The 21,637-nt window shown below is 24.1% G+C and carries 19 protein-coding genes and 1 tRNA gene; 10 read left to right on the top strand and 10 right to left on the bottom strand.

Annotation, left to right across the window (positions count from 1 at the left end):
* Window positions 1–3 precede the first annotated feature (3 nt).
* The 5 genes from ONB78_RS00475 to ONB78_RS00455 form a co-directional block, all read right to left on the bottom strand.
* A complete protein-coding gene (locus tag ONB78_RS00475; RefSeq protein ID WP_274095891.1) occupies window positions 4–1,206 on the bottom strand; it encodes a 30S ribosomal protein S1 in 1,203 nt (400 codons plus the stop codon).
* A 53-nt stretch (window positions 1,207–1,259) separates the two neighbouring features.
* On the bottom strand, window positions 1,260–3,338 hold the full coding sequence (locus tag ONB78_RS00470; protein ID WP_274096071.1) for a phenylalanine--tRNA ligase subunit beta-related protein: 2,079 nt from the start codon (window positions 3,336–3,338) through the stop codon (window positions 1,260–1,262).
* A gap of 6 nt (window positions 3,339–3,344) precedes the next feature.
* On the bottom strand, window positions 3,345–4,472 hold the full coding sequence (gene dnaN, locus ONB78_RS00465) for a DNA polymerase III subunit beta (protein WP_274096070.1): 1,128 nt from the start codon (window positions 4,470–4,472) through the stop codon (window positions 3,345–3,347).
* A gap of 346 nt (window positions 4,473–4,818) precedes the next feature.
* Complete coding sequence (gene rsfS, locus ONB78_RS00460; RefSeq protein WP_274096068.1) at window positions 4,819–5,121, bottom strand: ribosome silencing factor; 303 nt, start codon at window positions 5,119–5,121, stop codon at window positions 4,819–4,821.
* 52 nt (window positions 5,122–5,173) lie between these two features.
* Entirely contained in the window at window positions 5,174–7,777 is a 2,604-nt protein-coding gene (locus tag ONB78_RS00455; RefSeq protein ID WP_274096067.1) for a valine--tRNA ligase, read from the bottom strand.
* A gap of 15 nt (window positions 7,778–7,792) precedes the next feature.
* Here ONB78_RS00455 and hisS point away from each other — a divergent pair, with 15 nt between their 5' ends.
* Window positions 7,793–9,124 (top strand): histidine--tRNA ligase, encoded by a 1,332-nt coding sequence (gene hisS, locus ONB78_RS00450; RefSeq protein WP_274096066.1) that lies wholly within the window; start codon window positions 7,793–7,795, stop codon window positions 9,122–9,124.
* Here the strand turns inward: hisS and lipB are convergent.
* A complete protein-coding gene (lipB, locus tag ONB78_RS00445) occupies window positions 9,092–9,769 on the bottom strand; it encodes a lipoyl(octanoyl) transferase LipB (RefSeq protein WP_274096065.1) in 678 nt (225 codons plus the stop codon). The two genes, hisS and lipB, sit on opposite strands and share 33 nt — an antisense overlap.
* A 141-nt stretch (window positions 9,770–9,910) precedes the next feature.
* Between lipB and ilvD the strand changes: the two genes are divergently transcribed.
* The 6 genes from ilvD (at window position 9,911) to pheS (ending at window position 15,940) form a co-directional block, all read left to right on the top strand.
* Window positions 9,911–11,608 carry a dihydroxy-acid dehydratase gene (ilvD, locus tag ONB78_RS00440; protein WP_274096064.1) on the top strand — a complete coding sequence of 566 codons (1,698 nt, stop codon included), beginning with the start codon at window positions 9,911–9,913 and terminating at the stop codon, window positions 11,606–11,608.
* Window positions 11,605–13,290 (top strand): biosynthetic-type acetolactate synthase large subunit, encoded by a 1,686-nt coding sequence (gene ilvB, locus ONB78_RS00435; protein WP_274096063.1) that lies wholly within the window; start codon window positions 11,605–11,607, stop codon window positions 13,288–13,290. The genes ilvD and ilvB overlap by 4 nt, the downstream gene beginning before the upstream one ends.
* Before the next feature lie 11 nt (window positions 13,291–13,301).
* A complete protein-coding gene (locus ONB78_RS00430; protein ID WP_274096062.1) occupies window positions 13,302–13,553 on the top strand; it encodes a hypothetical protein in 252 nt (83 codons plus the stop codon).
* Window positions 13,554–13,641: 88 nt separating this feature from the next.
* Window positions 13,642–14,679 (top strand): ketol-acid reductoisomerase, encoded by a 1,038-nt coding sequence (gene ilvC / locus ONB78_RS00425; protein WP_158380346.1) that lies wholly within the window; start codon window positions 13,642–13,644, stop codon window positions 14,677–14,679.
* Window positions 14,680–14,770: 91 nt separating this feature from the next.
* Window positions 14,771–14,953: a hypothetical protein gene (locus tag ONB78_RS00420; RefSeq protein ID WP_274096061.1), complete on the top strand. Its 183-nt coding sequence runs from the start codon at window positions 14,771–14,773 to the stop codon at window positions 14,951–14,953.
* A gap of 33 nt (window positions 14,954–14,986) precedes the next feature.
* Window positions 14,987–15,940, top strand: coding sequence for a phenylalanine--tRNA ligase subunit alpha (gene pheS, locus ONB78_RS00415; protein WP_274096060.1), 954 nt, complete (start codon window positions 14,987–14,989; stop codon window positions 15,938–15,940).
* A gap of 51 nt (window positions 15,941–15,991) precedes the next feature.
* Here the strand turns inward: pheS and trxB are convergent, their stop codons facing one another.
* The gene (gene trxB, locus ONB78_RS00410; protein WP_274096058.1) at window positions 15,992–16,948 is read right to left on the bottom strand and encodes a thioredoxin-disulfide reductase; all 957 of its coding nucleotides are present in this window, start codon (window positions 16,946–16,948) and stop codon (window positions 15,992–15,994) included.
* Between the two features lie 26 nt (window positions 16,949–16,974).
* Window positions 16,975–17,211 carry a hypothetical protein gene (locus ONB78_RS00405; protein WP_274096057.1) on the bottom strand — a complete coding sequence of 79 codons (237 nt, stop codon included), beginning with the start codon at window positions 17,209–17,211 and terminating at the stop codon, window positions 16,975–16,977.
* 60 nt (window positions 17,212–17,271) lie between these two features.
* On the opposite strand from ONB78_RS00405, the gene ONB78_RS00400 reads away from it, so the two are divergent.
* Window positions 17,272–17,724: a type I restriction enzyme HsdR N-terminal domain-containing protein gene (locus ONB78_RS00400; protein WP_274096056.1), complete on the top strand. Its 453-nt coding sequence runs from the start codon at window positions 17,272–17,274 to the stop codon at window positions 17,722–17,724.
* On the opposite strand, the gene ONB78_RS00395 is transcribed toward ONB78_RS00400, so the two are convergent.
* Together ONB78_RS00395 and pdhA are read right to left on the bottom strand one after the other, a co-directional pair.
* Window positions 17,721–18,869 carry a dihydrolipoamide acetyltransferase family protein gene (locus ONB78_RS00395; protein WP_274096055.1) on the bottom strand — a complete coding sequence of 383 codons (1,149 nt, stop codon included), beginning with the start codon at window positions 18,867–18,869 and terminating at the stop codon, window positions 17,721–17,723. The genes ONB78_RS00400 and ONB78_RS00395 overlap by 4 nt on opposite strands.
* 24 nt (window positions 18,870–18,893) lie before the next feature.
* A complete protein-coding gene (gene pdhA / locus ONB78_RS00390; RefSeq protein WP_274096054.1) occupies window positions 18,894–19,883 on the bottom strand; it encodes a pyruvate dehydrogenase (acetyl-transferring) E1 component subunit alpha in 990 nt (329 codons plus the stop codon).
* 155 nt (window positions 19,884–20,038) lie between these two features.
* Here pdhA and ONB78_RS00385 point away from each other — a divergent pair.
* Both ONB78_RS00385 and lysS read left to right on the top strand, forming a co-directional pair.
* Window positions 20,039–20,112: transfer RNA gene (locus ONB78_RS00385), tRNA-Arg, on the top strand.
* Window positions 20,113–20,125: 13 nt separating this feature from the next.
* Window positions 20,126–21,631, top strand: coding sequence for a lysine--tRNA ligase (lysS, locus tag ONB78_RS00380; RefSeq protein WP_274096053.1), 1,506 nt, complete (start codon window positions 20,126–20,128; stop codon window positions 21,629–21,631).
* Window positions 21,632–21,637 lie beyond the last annotated feature (6 nt).

Genomic DNA, 21,637 nt, shown 5'->3' with positions numbered 1-21,637 from the left:
ATATTATGAATGTAAAAGAACTTTAAAACTCAAATAAATCTTGTTTCTTTTAAATTTTGATTCTAATATTAAAATATTTATTACATTGCCATCAAGAAATACAGAACTAAAATGATTTCTAAAATTTATAAATACATTCTTGTAAAATTTATAAAACAATTTAAAAACCTCTTTTTTATGTAACAAACCATCAAAAGATGGATATATTTCTACTAAAATTCCAAATTTACGTAAATATTTAATTTTTCCTTTTATAATATTTCCAGCAAAAAAGACTTTTCTTCTAAAAAACTTACAATCATCAATAAAAAGTTGCTTAAGTCCTAATTGTACTCTTTTTCTTAAGATATCTACGTACAAGACTAAGAATTTTCTTGTTTCTCCTAAATTTATTATTTCGACTGGATGTCTAATACGTTTAAAACTTATATCTGATATATGACATAAACCATCTAAACCTCTACCTAAGGCAATGAAACAACCATAATTAGTTATATTCTTAACTATACCTTCTACTATTATCCCTTTAGTTAATTTTAAAACTATACGTTTTTTTTTTTTTAAATTTATTTTGTCTAATATTATTTTATGAGATACTACTATATTTTTAGTAGTTTTATTTATTTTTACTATCTTGCCATCCAAAATGTGGCCTACATAATAATCAAAATTTGTTACTTTTTTATATTCTACTTGTGAACCAGGTAAAAAACATTCTATATTATATAAAGATACAATTAAACCGCCTTTAGTTCTTGCTAAGACTAGAAATGTTACAAGCTCATTATTTTTATAAGCTTCATTAACTCGATTCCATGATTTCATTTTCTTGGCTTTTAGGTATGATAAAAAACATTTACCCTTATAATCTAATTTTTCAACAAGAACATCTATTAATTGATTAACCTTAGGTACAAGTTTTATAGTTTTTAATTCTCTATTTTGTAATTCTATAGTTTTTAATTCATTTCTAGATAATATACAGTCGTACTTAAATCCTATATCAATTAATATTCTTTTATTCTTTATTTTTAAGATCCTACATGTTTTAATATCTTGGTTTTTAAGTTTATTGATAGTAGAACTATATAAATTGAGTAGTTTTATTATTTCTTTTGATTTTAAAACTAGTGTTTTCTTATCTTTTTTTTTTCTTTCTATATTAGAATGACCGTTTTTATTAATTAGATCTTTTTCAAGATTCATTTAATTAATCCTAGTTTTGGAATGTTATTTTGTTTGGTAATATAATTTTGGAATTACCTTATTACAGCTTTAAATTTTTGTTTTATTTGTTCTTTTATATTGTATACTTGTAAATTAACTAATTTAGCAGTAAAAGTCTTTTTTAGATGTTGAAAAACAATTCTAATAGTATAATATATAACATTTTTAGTCTCTTTTTTCTTAAGATATTCTTCTAACAATATTATATCTTTAATAATCTTTCGATATTCTCGTTTAATTATTGATTTTATATCATTAAAACAAAATTCTGCATTTATTATTAAAGATATATCACGACTTACACACGGAAATTTAGAAATTTTTTTATAAACGATATCTTTGTTTTGTGAATATTTTTCTAATCTGCTCAAATTAATTTCTGAATAAAAAACTTGTCCTTTAATTTGAAAGTTATTCAAAAAATTTGTATTAATTTTTCCAAGTTTACAAATTTTTTTGTTTTTATAGAAAATATTTAATGATCTATCTGCAAAGAAATCTTTTGATAAGTAACTTTTTTGTTTAGTTAATTTGAGCCCATAAATTCTTAGAATTTTTTCGGTTAGACCTTTTATCAAAAACAAGTTATTATTATTATTTGTATATTTTTCTTTTTTATAAGAAATGAATCCTAACTTCTTTATTTCTTTTTCTCCTTTAGTTTTTCTGTAAATTTTACCTAATTCAAATAATTTAATATCATTAATTTTAAAGAAAATATTTCTATTAAGATTATAAAAAAGATTTTGTAGAAGACCAAATAGAATTGTATATCTTAAACAAGTTAAATTTTTATTATTAGTATTTATAATTTTAACAGTATTTTTGTATTTTAAATTATCTTTTGGGTTATCTATTAAGGATATATTTATTACTTCATTATAGCCATTGCTTATAAGAAAATGATATATCCTTTTTTCTATATATGTATTATAATGATTTCTATCACTTGTTCTGTTTGATTCATACTTCATATCATTTTTCAAATAGATAGTATCCGAACCATAGATTCTGAGTATTTCACCAATTAAGTCTGCTTCTATATTCAGATCTGTTCTATATAACGGAACTAAAAATTTCAAACAATTATTTTCAAAATTAACAATTTTAAATTCAAGACAAAATAAAATATATTCTATTTTTCTAGATGATATTCGTACCCCAATTCTTTGGTATAAATTATATAGCCTTAAAGAAATAATAGTCTTTTTTAAACAAACATTTAAATTTACACTTAATTTTATTTTATCATAATGATAAATTTTACAATGATTTAATCTCTTTATTAATTTTCTAGCATATATTATTATTTGTTTTATAAAGAATGGATCTGGGTTAGAAACTTTGTTATAAAAATTACTATTAAAGTCATTATGTTGAAAATTAAAATTTTTATTGTTATAAAATTCATAAAGGTTGTAAAGTTTTCTTGGTGAAAAAATATAAGCTAACAGAATTATCCTTTTTGTTCTTTTATTAAGAATGAATTGTTTTTTATTAAAAATGCCAAAGATACTAACTGGAACAGATCTATTAGAAAAAAGAACATTTGTATTATTTATCATAATTCTCTTATTATTAAGTTTAATTTTTATAAATTGCTTAACATCTAATATTTCCATATTACTTTTTAGAAAGTTATCACATTTATCACCATCTAAAATGAGAAAATTAACACCAAACTCATGTTGAAAAAAAGACATGAGATCTATTAAAGAATTAACAGTTTGATAACCTAAACTATTCAAGTATATTTTTAACCAAACTGGTGAAGATACTATTTTCAAATTTTTTAATAAAACTGGATAAATTCTTAGCACACGGTATGAAGCGTTTAATAGATTTTTTTTATTAACTATCCTAAACTTATTTAAAGTTAATTTTAGATTTAATTCTTTACCTAGCCTATAAGGGTTCATTAAATAATATTTATTTTGAGGTAACTTGATATTTATTATGTAATCTATAATTGTTCTTTTATCTTTCAACTTATAAAAGACTTCAGAAACTTTAGCAACTTCTACACCAAGTTTTGAAATAAATAATATGATTCTGTTGATCTTGGGTTTATTATATAAAAATTTCTTTAAATATTTAAATGAGATCTTCATTCTTATTTATGTTAAAGGTATTATTATTCTTAATATTTTTTCTTGTTTCAAAGAAAATATTGGTTGTATTATTGCCGGAGTATATTTATCTTGAAATTTAATTTCTATATCTTTGCAGGTTAAATTACTTAAACCTTCAAGTAAATCTTTAGAATTGAAACTAATTTCTAAATTTTCACCACTATATTCACATATTAATTCTTCAAAACCTTTATTAGTTAATTCGTTATTTTCAGCAAAAATTATATTTTGTTTTAAAGAAAAACTAAAAGTTATTCTATTATCTTTGGGGTTAGAAAATAAATTTATTCTTTTAATAGCTTTCAGTAAATATTGTACATTTATAATTAATTTATTCTTTATTTTATATTTTGGAATAATTGAATCATAATTTGGAACATCTCCTTTAATTAATGAACTAATAAGTACTTTATTACTGACTTTAAACCAAGTATTGTATTTATTATACTGTATTTTAATATATTTATTTTGTTCTTTATTTTTTAGATTATTAAGAAAAATTTTTTTTAATATTAGTAATGTTTTTTTTGGCAAGATAAATTGAATTTTATCTTTATTTTTTAGATTATTAAGAAAATATTTAGCTAAGATTTTCGCATTAGTTGCAACGAAACTACCTTTTTGTTTTTTTATGTTAAAGCATACTCCATTCAGAACTGGTCTAAGTTCTTCATTTCCGACAGCAAATAAAGTATTATTTATAATATTTAAAATTGTATCTTTTTTGAGCATACAATATTTAGGATTCTTTATTTTCTTATGTTTTGGAAATAATTTATGGTCTAAAACACCAAGCTCATAGTTTCCTTTCAAACAAGAAATTCTAAGTTGGTTATAATTTATTTTTTTAATTTTTATTGGTTGTTCAGGTAGTTGTTTTAAAATTTCTAGTAATAATTTTGCTGGTACAGCTGCTTTTCCATTCCTTTTTGATACTACCTTTAATGTAATTTTAATACAAAGATATAAATCTGAAGCTTTAATCTTTAAGAATCCATTTGTAAGATTTAAAATAAAACAAGTTAAAATATTAATATTATTACTTTTACTAAGAACGCTATAAATTGCTTTTAAATTTTGAAAAAAATATTTACTATCTATTACAAAATTCATATTTTATGAAAGTTAAATTAAAGTTAAAGAAAGAATATAAAAAAATTAATGTCTTGGCCCAAATCTTGTTTATAAATCTTTTTTTACAAGTTATTTAGCTAATAAAGTCATTTGGTTGTGTTAATATTTTACTTGTTTTAAAAAGTGCTTTAATGAGAATTATATTTGGAATAATAAAAGTAAATTAAGTGAAATATTCGCTTATCGCCCAACAATACTTACTTATAATTAGAATCATATATTTGAGATATTTATGTTTATGTATCATAAAAGTTTCTTTTATTTTCTGTTGTGATAATAGTTGAAAAAAAATCTATCTTTGTGGTCTATTGTTTATAATTACTATTTAGATGTTATCAATATTATAAGAAACTCTCATTTCTTTTAAAAAAATATGTACAATGATATTTATATAATCAATCAAAATCCATTGACTTGTTTCAAGCCCTTCAACCTTATTAGGATTTTTCTCTAATTTTAAATTTTGATAAATATAATAAACATGTTTCTTTGACTTTCCATTACAAATTACAAAGTAATCATAAATTCTGTTTTTTTTTTTATAGAAATTTAATAAAGTAATTTCTTCTCCATCATTTCTAGATATTACATCTATAATAGATTTTAATAAGAAAAAATTTTTTATCATAAAAGGATAGTTATTATATGTAACTTAGAGATTTTTACTTTAAGCAACACATTTACTTTAATATTTTATTTAAGAATTTAATCTTATTTATACAATCAATTCTCTTTTGTTTTTCCAACTTTAGTATCTTTTCTGGTACATTATTTAAAAATTTATCATTTGTTAATTTTGAATTTATTTGCTTTAAAAAGATTTTATAATAGGATATTTTACTTGTTAGGTTATCAAAACTATTTCTTTTATTTTTCTTTGTAATGTGTTTTTTAATTATATATATTTCATTATCTGAAACAAACATATAATTTTTAGTATTGTTAGTATATCCTGTAATTTTATCTAAGACTCTTATAGTTTTTATATTTCCTAATAATATCAATATATCTTTAATTGTTTTTTTATTTATATAATTTGTTTTAGAAATATATATTGTAATTTGTTTAGAAAAATTATAATATAATCTAAATTTTCTGATTTGTAAAATTATCTTATAAATTAATTGAAACTCTTTAAGAAGTTCTATGTTTACCTTTTTGGTAGAAGGCCATTTTTCATGAATAAGAGAAGATTTTTTGAAATTTGTAGAATTGGTTGGGAAAAATGTCCAGATATATTCTGTTATAAATGGAATAAAAGGATGATACATGATCAAGATATTTCTAAAGAAATTATATAATTTAGTTATAAATAAATAATTTAAAACATACAAATTAGCCTTCTTAAGAATTTCTAAAAAAATAGAACAAAAATGTTTTTTAAAAAAGTTATTAATCAAAATGAATACTTTACTAAGTTTAAATCTTTCAAAGAGTTTATTGATTAAAATAATTAATATATTAAATTTATTTTCTATCCACAAAAATATATAGTTATTTAATTCAACGTTTCTTTGATTCCTTTTGTTCAATTTAAATTTTGCAATTAATTTCAATGCATTCCAAAGTTTATTCTTAATATTGTGAGCTTTAAAAAAAACTTTCTTGTCAAAGACAATATCATTTTCAAAATGTGCCATTATTAAAATTCCACTTCTTACCGTATCAGCTCCATATTCATTAAGAATTTTTTTTAGATTTGGGGAATTCCCAAGAGATTTCGACATCTTTAGCAGATTCTTATCTTTTACCAAACCATGAAAATAAATATTTTTAAAAGGTTTTTTTTGAAGAAAAAAAAGACCAGCAAGAATCATCCTTATTACCCAAAAAAATAAAATGTCTTTTCCAGTAACTAATACTGTCGTTGGATAATAATATTGTAATTCAGAATTATTTATTTGTTCTATTCCATTAAAAACGACTACTGGCCATATACAGGCTGAAAACCATGTATCTAATACTTCAATATCAGAATCTTTTTTATAAAATTTTGGTATTCTATGTCCCCACCATAATTGTCTTGAAATATTCCAATCTTTAAGATTTACAAACCAATCTTTTATTTTTTTTTTAATGCTTTGAGGATATAATTTGATGAAATCATTTTTGTGTATATTATTTAAAGCTTTTTTAGCAAAGAAATTCATTTTTACAAACCATTGAGTGGATAATAATTGTTCTACTTCTGTATTAGATCTTTCTGAAAAACCAATTTGCGAATGATATTGTTCTACTTTTAGTAAATTGTTATATTTTTTTAAACAGTATATAACATTTTTTCTAGCAACTTTTATAGTTTCTCCAGAAAAATTTAATCCATACTCATTAAGTGTTCCATTTTTATCAATTAATTTAATAAACTCTAACTTATGCCTTTCAGCAATTAATTTATCATTAAAATCATGAGCTGGAGTTATTTTTACACATCCAGTTCCAAATTTTTGATCGATATAATTATCTGCTATTATTGGAATAACTTTTAAAGATATTGGTACGATGGCTTTTTTATTTCTAAATTTTACATATCTTTTATCTTTAGGATTAACACATAAAGCAGAATCAGCAAATATAGTTTCAGGTCTTTTTGTAGCAGCTATAATATACTTAGTATCATTTTGTATTTGATATTTTATATAATATAATTTAACTCTGCAAGTTTTATAAAGAATTTCTTCGTTAGAAATAGCAGTATGAGTTTTACAATCCCAATTAACGATTCCATAATTTCTATACAAAAAACCAGAATTTGCTAATGTTATAAAAATTTTCTTTACTGACTTAGATATTTCAGCATCCATAGAAAATTTTAATCTGTTCCAATCACAAGAACATCCAATTTTTTTTAATTGTTCAATGATATTTTTGCTATATTTTAGTTTCCATTTCTTAGCTAAATTTAAAAATTTTTTAAAACCTATCTTTTGTTTTGAACATCCTTTTTTTTTTAATTCATTTATTAGTTTAAGTTCAGTAGCTATTGAGGCATGATCTAGGCCTGGTACCCAACAAGTATTAAAACCTTCTAATCTTGCCTTTCTTACTAAAATGTCTTGTATAGTATTATTTAATATATGTCCAACGTGAAGGTCTCCAGTAATATTCGGTGGTGGCATAATTACGACATATGATAGACGATTATCAGGAAAAGAAGCAAAATCTTTATTTTTTTCCCATTTTTTGTAAATTATAGTATCATTTTTCTTATAATTATATTCTTTTTCAAGATTTGTATAAATCATTTTACTTGTAAGAAAATATTCTTTCTTGTTTAAATTGATCATAAAATTTAAATAAAAATGTTAAATATAAAATTACCTAAAGGCACTAGAGACTTTACAAACAAAGAAATAATAAAAAGAAAGTTCTTAATTAATATAATTATAAAGAATTTTAAATTATTTGGATTTTCTCCTTTAGAGACAAGTTCAATAGAAAAAATATCAATTTTAAAGAAAGTATATGAAAAAGAGAATCATAAAATGCTTTTTAACGTTATTAATTCAGTAGATTTAGGACTAAAAAAAAATGCTTTAATATATGATTTAACTGTACCTTTAGTACGCCATATAAAAATGAATTTATCAAAAACATTATTACCTTTTAAAAGATATCAAATACAAAAAGTATGGCGAGCTGAGAAACCACAAAATGGAAGATTTAGAGAATTTTATCAATGCGATGCAGATATTATAGGCCAGAAGTCTTTTTGGCAAGAACTTGAAATAATTTTACTTTGTGATAAGATATTTAAAGACCTAAAATTAAAAATTGAGATAAAATTTAATAGTATAAAAATCTTAAAAGAAGTAGCATCTTACTTAGGTCTTGAAAAGAAATTTAAGAAATTCAGTATAATATTAGATAAATATCCAAAAATAAATGAAAAACAAACATTAAGTTCTATTTTAAAGTTAGGTTGTAAGAAGGAAAAAATCAAAATATTTAAGTTTTTTTTTACAATAAAAAATACATTTAAAAAAAATATAAAGTCTTTAACGAAAATTTTAAATATAAAATCTATCTCAGAAATAAAAAATTTAAAAAGGCTTTATAAGCTTTCAAAAAAAATAAATCTAGATTCTAGTAAGCTTACTTTTAGTCCAACATTAGCAAGAGGAATCAATTATTATTCTGGAATAATCTTTGAAATTTTTTATAAAGAAGAAAAACTTTCCTTAGCAGGTGGTGGAAGATATAAAAAACTAATTAATAGCTTTAAATTAAACGATAACTTATCTGGAATAGGTGTATCTTTTGGATTAGATCGAATATATAATATATTATATAAAAAAAAAATATTGAAAAGAAAAACAAAAGATAGATTAGATACTATCATGTTTATTAATTTTGGAGATAAAGAAGCATTCTATTCTACCAAATTAATTAAAAAGTTAATAACCTATGGTATATCTGCCTTTCTATATCCAAAGAAAATTAAAATAAAAAAACAAATTAAATATGCATTAAAAAGAAAACTAAGCATAGTTTTTTTACTTGGAAAAAAAGAAAAGAAAAACAAAATACTTAAAATTAAATTATTAGCTAACAAAGAAGAAATGATTTTTAAAAATATAGAAGAATTTATAAATTGTTCTTTAAAATTTAAGAAAATTAAAAAAAAAACATAGCTCATTTTTTAGGTTTTTTTTAAAACTTTTTTTCTTTATACTTTTTTCAGTTTCTTTTTCGATAGAAGTAACACAATAGTTCTTATTATTAATACCACAAGTCAAAATTGAAAAAAATATATTTAAATCAGGATTAATATTTAAAGCTAATCCATGCTTAGTTATATAGTTTATTATTTTAATACCAATAAAGCCGATCTTATAAAACAAATTATAATTTCTAACCCAAATTCCAGATTTATTAATTATTCTAAAAGCAAATATTTGATTTTTTAAAAGAGTAATTATAATAATATTTTCAAGAAAACGTAAATAAAGATTAAAATCATAATTAAATAAAAATAAGTCTAAAATAAAATAAATAACAAGTTGTCCTGGCCCATGAGAAGTAACTTTTCCACCTCGATCTACTTTGAATATTTTTATTTTTTTAAATGTTTTATTGTTAGAAAACCTAAAGAAATTAGAACATTTAGTACTAGTACCAAAGGTATAAACATTATTATGTTCCAAAACAAGAAGAAAATTATATTTTTTATTAAGAAATTTAATTTTTAGATTTAAAATTTGTTTTTGTATGTTCCATAAACCGAGAAAATCTGTGCAACCAAAATCTTTTATATAAAAAATAGGTTGTTGTTTCACAATATATTTTTTTCACAAATTTTATAAGTTACAGGGTAAGTTCAACAAAACTAAGTCAAAGGACAAAATAAATATACCTACAAATAAAAGCTTACTAAAAATACTAAGTGAGTAAAAAATACTACTGTAGTATACATATGTATGGTAGAAAATATAGTCTATAATAGATATAGTTATACACTAACTAATGATGAATATTTACCAGCCTCAAGAGCTATGCTCTATGCTACAGGGCTAAACTCAAAAGATTTAAATAAACCTCAAATAGGAATAGTAAGCAATTGGTATGAGGGAAATCCATGTAATATGCATTTGAATATTTTATCTAAACAAACAAAAAAATCAATAAATAAAAATGATATGATTGGGTATCAGTTTAATACGATAGGAGTAAGTGATGGAATGACAATGGGAACACCAGGTATGAAATACTCATTACCTTCTAGAGAAATAATAGCAGATAGTATTGAAAGTGTAGTAAAAGCTCAACATTATGATGGAATAATTGGAATACCAGGATGCGATAAAAACATACCAGGAGTGTTAATGGGTATAATAAGAACTGGAAGACCCAGCATAATAATTTATGGGGGTAGTATAGAATCTGGAAAATATAAAGATAAAAAATTAAATATAGTATCAGCTTTTGAGGCATTAGGAAAAAAAAAGATAGGAAAAATATCAAATTCAGAATACCAAAACATTATAAAAAAATCTTGTCCAGGGCCTGGAGCTTGTGGTGGAATGTATACTGCTAATACCCTTTCAACTTTTTTAGAAGCATTAGGAATGACTTTACCTTTTTCATCTTCTTGTTTAGCTAGTAATCTAAATAAAACATATGAGTGTGATAAAATAGGTTTTTATATAAAAGAGCTGTTAAAAAAACAAATAACTCCAAAACAAATAATTAATAAAAGCTCTATTACAAATGCAATTACAGTTTCCATGGCTTTAGGCGGTTCTACTAACTTAGTACTACATGTCTTAGCTATTTGTAAAACAGCTAATATAAAATTTAATATTGATAATATCAAAGAGCTCGCTGAAAAAGTTCCAATGATAGGTAATCTAAAACCAAGTGGGAAGTATTTGATGGAAGATATAGAAAAAATTGGAGGTACTCCAATTCTAATGAAATACTTACTAAATGAAGGCTTACTAAATGGTGACTGTTTAACAGTAACAGGAAAACAAATAAAAGAAAATTTAGAATGTATACCAAATATATCTTTTGACAATCAAAAAGTCATTTCAACATTATACAAACCGATACAAAAGAAAGGACATATTCGTATATTATATGGTAATATTGCTCCTAATGGTGCAGTAGCTAAAATTTCTGGTAAAGAAGGACACTGCTTTAAGGGTACTGCTAAAGTATTTGATTCAGAACTTGAAGCAAATAAGGCAATATTAAAGAATAAAATTAAATCTGGAAATGTTATAGTAATAAGATATGTAGGTCCACAAGGGAGTCCAGGAATGCCAGAAATGTTAAAACCTACTTCGTACATAATGGGTGCTGGCTTAGGGGATAAAGTTGCTTTAATAACCGATGGAAGATTTTCAGGAGGTACTCATGGTTTTGTCGTTGGTCATATAACACCAGAAGCTACGAGTGGTGGAGTAATCGCCCTAATCGAAGATAAAGATATAATAAAGATAGATGCTATAAAAAATATAATTACATTAAAAATTTCAAAACAAGAATTACAAAAGCGATATAAAAAAATTAACAAAAAAACTAAGAAATTAGAGAAAGGATATTTATCTAAGTATTCGCAATTAGTAGCATCTGCAACAGAAGGGTGTATTACAGATAAGCGAAAAAAATGACATCACCAGGTGCAGAAATAATAGTTAAAAGTTTAATTTATAATAAAGTAAAATTTATATTTGGGTATCCTGGTGGAGCAGTCATGCCAATATATGATTCATTGTTTACTTACAAAAAACAAATTAAGCACATATTAACTCGTCATGAACAAGGATCAATCCATGCAGCACAAGGGTATGCTAGAGGAACTGGAAAACCGGGAATTTGCTTATCTACATCAGGCCCAGGCTCAACTAATATAATTACTGGCTTAGCCGATGCCTTAATTGATAGTACTCCTTTATTATGTATAACAGGTCAAGTGTCTTCAAATTTATTAGGTTCAGATGCATTTCAAGAAGTAGATATAATAGATATATCAAGACCAGTAACCAAGTGGAATATTCAAATTACTAAACCAGAGAAAATATTCGAAGTCATAGCTAAAGGATTGCACATTGCCACAAGTGGTAGACCAGGACCAGTGTTAATAGATATAACAAAAGATGCACAACAAAAAATAATTTCAAAACCATATAAAAAAGAATTAATAATTTCAAAAACATATAAAAAGAAAAACAAAATTAATAAAAAAGAATTACAAAAGCTTATTAGAACAATAAAAAAAGCACATAAACCAATACTAATAATTGGCCAAGGAGTAAAATTAGCTAATGCAGAAAATCAATTAAAAAAATTTGCAGAAAATACGAGAATCCCAGTATCAAGTACATTACTAGGATTAGGAATATTAAAAACCAAACATAATTTAAACTATGGAATGTTGGGAATGCATGGAAATTACCAAAGTAATATTTTAATTTTAAAATCTGATTTAATACTTGCGATAGGTTTACGTTTTGATGAAAGAGTAATAGGAAATATAAAAAAAATCTCACAAAAAACTATAATTATACATCTAGATATAGAGAATTACGAAATTAACAAAAGGATAAAAAGCACTATTCACTTAGTAGGAAATTTAAAAGATAATTTAACTTATCTAAGTAATAATTTCAAAAATAAAAAATATGTAAATTGGTTAAAAAAAATTAACATATTAAAGAATATTGAAAAAAAATATATAAAAGAGAAAGAATTTATAAAACCAAAAATAGGCATTACTATGCCTGAAGTAATAAATTATGTCAATTTATATAAAAACAAAAATTGTATATTAGTAACGGATGTAGGACAACATCAAATGTCAGCAGCAAGATATTTTAATTTTACGACTATAAAAAGTCAAATTACATCTGGAGGTTTAGGTACTATGGGTTTTGCATTACCAGCAGCTCTAGGGGCAAAGATTGGAGCTAAAAGACGTCAAGTTATATGTTTTGTAGGTGATGGGGGTTTTCAAATGACTCTGCAAGAGCTTGGGACAATAATGCAATATGAAATACCTATAAAAATTATAATTATTAATAATAATTTTTTAGGAATGGTAAAACAATGGCAAGATTTCTTCTTCAATAGAAGATTTTCTAATACTAAAATATATAATCCAAATTTCACAGAAATTTCAAAAGCATATAACATTAAAAGTAAAAAAGTTTTTATTAAAGAAAAATTGAAAAAAAATATAAAAAAGATGTTCAAATCAAAAGATGCTTTTTTAATAGAAATTTTAGTCGAAAAAGAGTATAATACCCTACCAATGATCCCTACTAATAAATCAGTAGCAAAAATATGTTTTTAAAAACAAATAAAATGAAAAGAAAAATAATTTTATATATTGTTTCAGAAAATTATTGTAATGATAATAATCAAACTTTCAATCAAAGAATATTAAATATGTTTAATACAAGAAATTTAGAAATAATAAAAAATTTTTGGTTTAAAAAAGACAAACAAGCATTGTGTATACTAGAGATTGAATGTGTCGTAGACATTATCTTGAAAATAATAGTACGATTATTTAAAACAATAGGAATATTGGATATTTATTATTGCAAATCATAATAACTAAGACTATAGAATAATATAACATAAGTAAAAAATTTTGATATTTAGTAAAAATTTACTAGATTTCATATCATACAATATGTATATGAAAATAAAAATTGGTTCAAACTACGAAGAACTTATAACTAAGAAAGAATTTAGTTTAAATAAAGCAAGAGAAATTTTATCAAATGAAAGAATAGCAGTACTAGGATATGGAATACAAGGACCTGGGCAAGCATTAAATTTAAAAGATAATGGTTTTAATGTAATAATAGGCCAAAGAAAAAAATCAAAATCGTGGGAAAAAGCTTTAAAAGACGGCTGGATAGCTAATGAAACTCTATTCGAAATAGAAGAAGCAGCAGAAAAAGGAAGTATAATTATGTTTTTATTATCTGATGCAGCTCAAATTGAGGTGTGGCCAAAAATTAAAAAATTTCTTTCTCCAGGAAAAGGTTTATATTTTTCTCATGGCTTTGGATTAACATTCAAGAAAAAAACAAAAATATTACCTCCAAAGGAAATTGATATTTTTCTTGTGGCTCCTAAAGGATCAGGAACTTCTTTAAGAAAATTATTCCAAGAAGGTAAAGGACTAAATTCTAGTTATGCAATATATCAAAATTATACTGGGAATGCAAAAGAAAGAGCTTTAGCAATTGGTATAGGCATCGGTTCGGCTTTGTTATTTAAAACAACTTTTCAAAAAGAAGTTTATTCAGATTTAACAGGAGAGAGAGGAACTTTGATGGGGGCAATTCAAGGAATCTTTTCAGCTCAATATCAAGTGTTAAGAGAGAATGGGCACTCTCCTTCTGAAGCCTTTAATGAAACAGTCGAAGAGCTAACTCAAAGCCTGATGCCTTTAATAGCAGAAAAAGGTATGGATTGGATGTATGAAAATTGTTCTACTACAGCTCAAAGAGGGGCTTTAGATTGGTGGAAAAAATTTAGAGATATTAATATTTCTTTATTTAGGGAACTTTATAAAGACGTTTCTTCTGGAAAAGAAGCTGAAAGAACTATTTCATTAAATCGTAAAAGTAATTACAGAGAGCTTTTAAAGAAAGAATTAAAAGAAATAAAAAATAGTGAATTATGGAAAGCTGGAGAGGAGATACGAAAATTAAGACCATATTAATCACATAAAATACTAAACTTGTAGTGAATAAAATAGAAAAATTAGTTTTTCATAAAAGAAAATTTTTCTAGAAATATTTTAATATAAAGAAATGGAGAAAGAATATAATAAAAAAGCAAATCATATAGAATTGTCTTCTGATCAAAAATATGAGAGTGAAGTTAATCGGTTTAGAAAGAAAAGAAAAACAAAACATATATTTTCCTTAACAAAAAGTTTTCTATTAATATCTTATATTGTTATAAGAATAATTTATTTATATTATTCAGGGTAAATCGTAAGCTTAGATTTTACTAAATCAGGGTATATGCTAGAGTTTCTGAAATCATTAAAAGAATTAAAAAAAATTTTAGGAAAATTAAATTTATTGTTTAAAAATAATAACTTTCAAGAGTTAGAGAAAGTTAACAAAAAAAAAATAGGACGAAGAATTAATACATTAAAACAAAATCTTAAAAGAAAGCTTGAAGCTTTTAACCACTTTAAAAACCCTAGAAAATATGAAAATGAAAAAATCAACAAAAAACATTATTTCACTAAACAATATAGCTTAGGAACTATACATCCGATTTCGATTATAAATAATAAAATAATATTACTATTTCAGAAAATAGGATTTGAACTTTGTGAAGGGCCTGAAATAGAAGATGATTGGCATAATTTTACTGCATTAAACTTTCCATTGTATCATCCAGCGAGAGATATGCATGATACTTTTTTTATAAAGAAAAGCAAAAAAATACTTCGTACTCATACTTCTTCAATCCAAATTAGATTTTTGGAAAAGAATATTCCACCTATTAGGATCATATCACCTGGAAGAGTATATAGAAATGAAAAAATTTCATCTTCTTCACATTGTGTATTTCATCAAATAGAAGGTTTGTATATTAGCAAAAATGTCTCTTTTAAAGATTTAAAAAAGACAATAAATTATTTTATTAAAAAGTTTTTCTCAAAACATACTATTTATCGATTTAGACCATCATATTTCCCATTTACTGAACCAAGTGCAGAAGTAGATATTCTCGATACTACTGATGCCAACCAAAAAAAATGGATAGAAATTCTTGGTTGTGGAATGGTCCATCCAAAAGTATTGAGAAATGTCAACATAAACCCTGAACTATATTCTGGGTTTGCTTTCGGTCTAGGAATTGAGAGAATGACTTTAATAAAGTATAAAATACCAGATATTAGAATATTTTTTGAGAATGATATAAGATTTTTAAAACAATTCAAAAAAGAATATTTTTATTAGTTCAAATATTCATCAATTTATAAACATTATAAGAAATATACAGTATAAATGTTATTCTACCTCAGTTCTAAGATATTTTTCTACTTCAATTGCTGAAATACAACCTGATGCTGCAGATGTTATTGCTTGTCGATAACTTGAGTCTTGCACATCACCTGCAGCAAAAATACCAGGGATATTAGTAATAGTTGATTTTGTAATTATATATCCATCTTTATCTAATTTGATATTTGGTTTACAAATAAGTGTATTTGGAATTTGTCCAATAGCTAAAAAGATTGCTTCTACATGAAATAAATAAGTTCTATTATTTGTTCTATTCTTACAGTATATAGCTTGTAGCTTTTGTTTTCCTATTAGTTTTCTCACTTTATGATTATAAAATATTTCAACATTGTTAATATTTACAACTTGTTTTTGCAGAATCTTTGATGCTTTCATTTTGTTATCTCTTATAATTATATATACTTTTTTACAAATATTAGACAAATAAATCGATTCTTCTGCAGCTTTATCTCCCCCACCGATTACTGCTACTTTTTTCTCTTTAAAAAAGTATCCATCACAATTTGCACAGGTATAAAGACCCTTTCCTATTAATTTTTTTTCATTCTCTATATTTAAATATCTAGTATTAGCTCCGGTAGCTATAATTATGGCTTTTGTTTTAATTTTTAAAGAATTATCTAATACAGTTTCATGCATATTCATAACTTTTGGTTTTCTGTTAATCTTAATTTTTACTACACTATTATATTTTACCTGAGTTCCGAATTTTTCACTTTGTGCTTTAAAAGATTCCATTAAGTTATACCCAGATATTCCATCCTTAAAACCAGGATAATTTTCTATTTTCTTGGTTGATATCAATTGTCCCCCTGGTTGAAACCCCGTAAAAAGAATGTGTTTTATTTCTGCACGAGCTAAATAAATTGCAGCTGTATATCCTGCAGGACCACCTCCTATAATGATACAATCAAAGATTTGCCCCAAAACTCTACTTGACATAAAGTTAAACATAAAGTTAAATCTAGTTATTTATCTAATTCTTTATCTACTTGACATAAATAATATATTTTAGCAATTAGTTCTTTCACTATATCTGCCTTTTTTAAAAAATATATCTTATTTTTTTTATCTGCTTCTGTTATTAGAAATACTAATTTAGCTATATTATTAAATTTTTCTTCATTATTATAACTCATAACTTTGTCTAGGCAGATGTGAAATATCTTATTTAAAATGAAATTTATTGGTTTGACTTCAACCATATTGTTAAAATAAATATTTGTAATATAAATATACTATAAAAATAGAAAGCAACAAGTTTTATGACGATTAAAAATAAAAGATATAGTTTAATGTTAGAAAAATTTAAGACAATTCCTTTTAATGGTAAGTTGTACGTATTTTGCTTAATTAGAAAAAAATATTGTCTTTTAACTAAAGAAGAAGTTGTTAGACAACAGCTAATTTCTTATCTCATAAAAAATAGAGGATATAATGTGAATGAAATATATGTTGAATTTAAATATTCTATTCATAATATGACAAATAAAATTGATATTATAGTTTTTAAAAAAAAACGACCTTTTATAATAGTTGAATGTAAATCTAATGATGTAAATATTTCATACAAATATTTTGATCAAATTCTGAAATATTATTTAATAATCAAAAGCAAATATCTAGTTCTTACCAATGGGATTAAAAATATTATTTTTGGATTTCAAAATAATGCAAATGATATCGAGTTCTTCAAAAAGATTCCTAAAAATTCTTAACATAGTATTTTCATTGGTTCTAACAAGTATTCTTTTAAAGTAAGCAAGAAGGCACTTCCTACTGCTCCATCTATAATTCTATGATCACAAGCTAATGTAAATGTAATAGTATTTCCTATTTTGATTTTGTTTTTCTCAATTATCGGTTTTCTTTGAATACTTCCTACTGATAAAATACTAGAATTAGGTTGATTTATTATAGAAGTAAAAAAATCTATCCCAAACATCCCTAAATTAGAAATTGTAAAAGTACTTCCGACCAAATCTTTGGGAGAATTGTTTTTATTTCTAGATTTTTCTACTTTTTCTTTTAGTTCTTGTGAAATTTTTCTTACAGATTTTTTGTCTACTGAATTTATGACAGGGACAATTAGTCCTTCAGGATAAGAAACTGCTATCCCGATATTAATATCTTTGTGATAGATAATTCTTTCTTTATTAAATGAAGAATTTATTTCTTGGTTTTTTTTAAGTGATAAAGCAGTAGCTTTCACTATTAAATCATTAAAAGAAATTTTACTATTATATATTTTATTAATATACTTTTTAAATTTAATTAAATTATCTGCAGGCAATTCGATAAATAAATAATAATGTGGTGAAATCTTTTTGGATTTTGATAATCGGTCAATTATTATTTTTCTTATATTAGAAATTGGTTTTATTTTCTTTGCTTTCTTTTTAATAATTGTTAATATGTCTTTTTTAACAATTCGGTTTTGTGGTCCACTTCCTTTTATATCTTTTAAGTTTATCCTTTCCTCTAAAGCAATTTTTTTTGCTAATGGCGAAATTAAGCATTTTTTTTCTTTTATATGATTCATATCTTTATTTACTATTTGCTTCTCAGATTTAATACTATTTTCCTTGTTGTATTTCTTTTTTATTAAATACTCTATCTTTTCATTTTGTTTTCCCAAAATACATAAAAGATCATTTAGTTTTGCTGTTTCTCCTTCATTAACTCCTCTATAAAGTAGAGTAGCATTAAATTCTGATTCAAATTCTTGAATAGCTTTATCAGTTTCTATTTCTGCTAAGATTTCACCTGAGGATACTTTTTCTCCGACTTGTTTATACCATTTTACTATTGTCCCTTCTTTCATAGTATCACTTAAGCGTGGCATGTAAATAATCTCTGCCATTTGTTTCTTTGAAAATAGTATTTTTTATTTTAAAAAAGGATATTTTTTTTGAGAATAAACCACATTATACATAGTATTTTTATGTGGTGATTCAGAGATTTCTGCAAAAACAACACATTCATCTATTTTTTTTATTAATTCTAAATCAAGCGCAGTTAAGAACTTTTTATTAAGAAGTTGTTGTTCTAATATTTTGTTTTTTATTTTTAAAATTGGATCATATCTTTTATGTTCTATTACTTCCTCTCTTGTTCTATAAGATTCAGGATCAGACATCGAATGTCCCCGAAATCTATAAGTTAATATTTCTAAAAAAGAAGGTCCTTTGCCATTTTTAGCTCTTTTAATAGCTTTCTCTACTTCTTTAGCAATTTTTAATGGGCTAGTTCCGTCTAATGATTTAGCTGGCATATCGTATGAACATCCAATTTTGAAAATATTTTTAATACATGAAATTGTTGTTACTGAAGTTCCCATTGCATATGTATTGTTTTCGCAGATATAAACTACTGGTAACTTAAGGAGCATTGACATATTGAAAGTTTCATGTAAAGCACCTTGCCAAATAGCCCCATCTCCCAGAAATGTCACAGTAACTGCTTCTCTATTAAAGTATTTATCAGCAAATGCAATACCTGCTCCTAATGGAATTTGTCCACCTACAATGCCATATCCGCCATAAAATCTATATCTTTTACTAAATATATGCATAGATCCACCTAAACCACTTGAAGTACCAGTCTTTTTTCCATATAATTCTGCCATCACCTTTTTTGGGTCTATTCCCATTGCTAAAGCAAGTATATGACATCTATATCCAGTAATCATATTATCTGTTTTTAAATTCATTACATAAGTTATACCGGACGGGATAGCTTCTTGCCCACTATATAAATGGAGAAAACCACTTATCTTTTGTTTTAAATATAATGATCTGCATCTTTCTTCAAAGTTCCTCCAAAAAGACATATCTTTATACCACTTCAAATAGGTTGCATTCGTAATTTTTTTCATTCTTCTAGGCTTCTAAGTACCTAGTTCTTACTTAGTAAGTAAGTCAGTCACAGCATTTCATATATGACTGCAATACTGATCTTATAACTGCGTATGTTTTCAGGATATATATAACATAAAAGTTATAAAAAATTTTCAGTTTATATCATATCCTTGGCCTTGTAGCTTAATTGGATAAAGCATCTGACTACGGATCAGAAGAGTAAGGGTTCAACTCCTTTCAAGGTCTTAATATTATCTGAATGAGAACTTGGTGTCTTTCTGAGCAAAATTTGATAAGAATAAAAAAGCTTAAAACATTAAAACAAATAAATATTAATCCTTATCCTTCTGAAGAATATACAATAACTTATAATTCAAAAGAAATAAGGAATAATTACAAAAAAAAGAAAAAGGTTATTCTGGCGGGTAGAATTATTAGAATTCGAAGAATGGGAAAAGCTTCTTTTATAGAATTAAAAGATAAATATGGAATCATACAAATATATATATCAATAAACAATTTTAATTATGAAAAAAAGATATACAATTTGTTTTTCAAAAAACTTTTAGATATCGGAGATATAATAGGGATTAAAGGTTACTTATTCAAAACGAAAAAAAAACAAATTTCTGTATTTGCAAAAAAAATAAAGTTATTATCTAAATGTCTACATACTTTACCAAACGTAAAAATAGATAAATCGGGAAATACATTTGATTCTTTTTCTAAAAATGAAAAAAGACATAGAATTAAATATGTTGATTTTCTTGTTAATGAAGAAATTAAACATGTTATTTTAACACGTATTCAAATCATAACTTTTATAAGGAATTATTTAAATGAAAGGAATTATTTAGAAGTTGAAACTCCTATTTTACAAGCTATTCCGGGTGGAGCTATTGCTAGACCTTTTATTACATATCATAACACCTTAAAAAGTACCTTCTATTTAAGAATTTCAAATGAATTATATTTAAAAAAATTACTGGTTGGAGGTTTAGAAAAAGTTTATGAGTTTTCTCGGAATTTTAGAAATGAAGGTATAGATAAAAAACATAATCCAGAATTTACTATTCTAGAATTATATATATCATATAAAGATTATTATTGGATGATGAAATTCACTGAAAAATTCTTAAACAAAATTTGTTGTAACATTTACCAATGCTTTACTTTCAAAGTAGGTAAACAAGATATTAATTTTCTTTCACCATTTATTGACCCATTTCAACAAATTACTTTTTTTGAAGCTCTTCAAATTTATACTGGCTTTGACCTAAGTGATACTAGAGAACCTGAAATTATAAAAATATGTGCTGAAATAAATGTTAAAATTGATAAGAATATGAAAAAAGGACAAATTCTCGATCAAATATTCAGTCAAAAATGTGAAAAAAAAATTATTAAACCAACTTTTATAATTGATTTTCCCATTGAAATGAGTCCATTAGCTAAAAAACATCGCTTTAAAAATGGGGTATCTGAAAGATTCGAATTGATTATTAATGGTGTCGAAATAGCAAATTCTTATTCAGAATTAAATGATCCAATTGATCAATTCAAGAGATTTAAACAACAAATTAAATTATATAATAAAATTGAAGCTGAAAATATGTTAATAGATAAAGACTTTCTTCTTTCCTTAGAATATGGTATGCCACCTTGTACTGGAATAGGATTTGGTATTGACCGATTAATCATGTTATTTACTAATCAAAGAAATATTAATGATGTATTATTTTTTCCTACAATTAAAATTTTGTAATAAATA

This window comes from Candidatus Karelsulcia muelleri (genome assembly GCF_028673255.1).
In the GTDB taxonomy this organism is placed as follows: domain Bacteria; phylum Bacteroidota; class Bacteroidia; order Flavobacteriales; family Blattabacteriaceae; genus Karelsulcia; species Karelsulcia muelleri_D.
The sequence above is the reverse complement of the archived record's forward strand: the minus strand, read 5'-3'. Positions and strand labels throughout refer to the sequence as shown.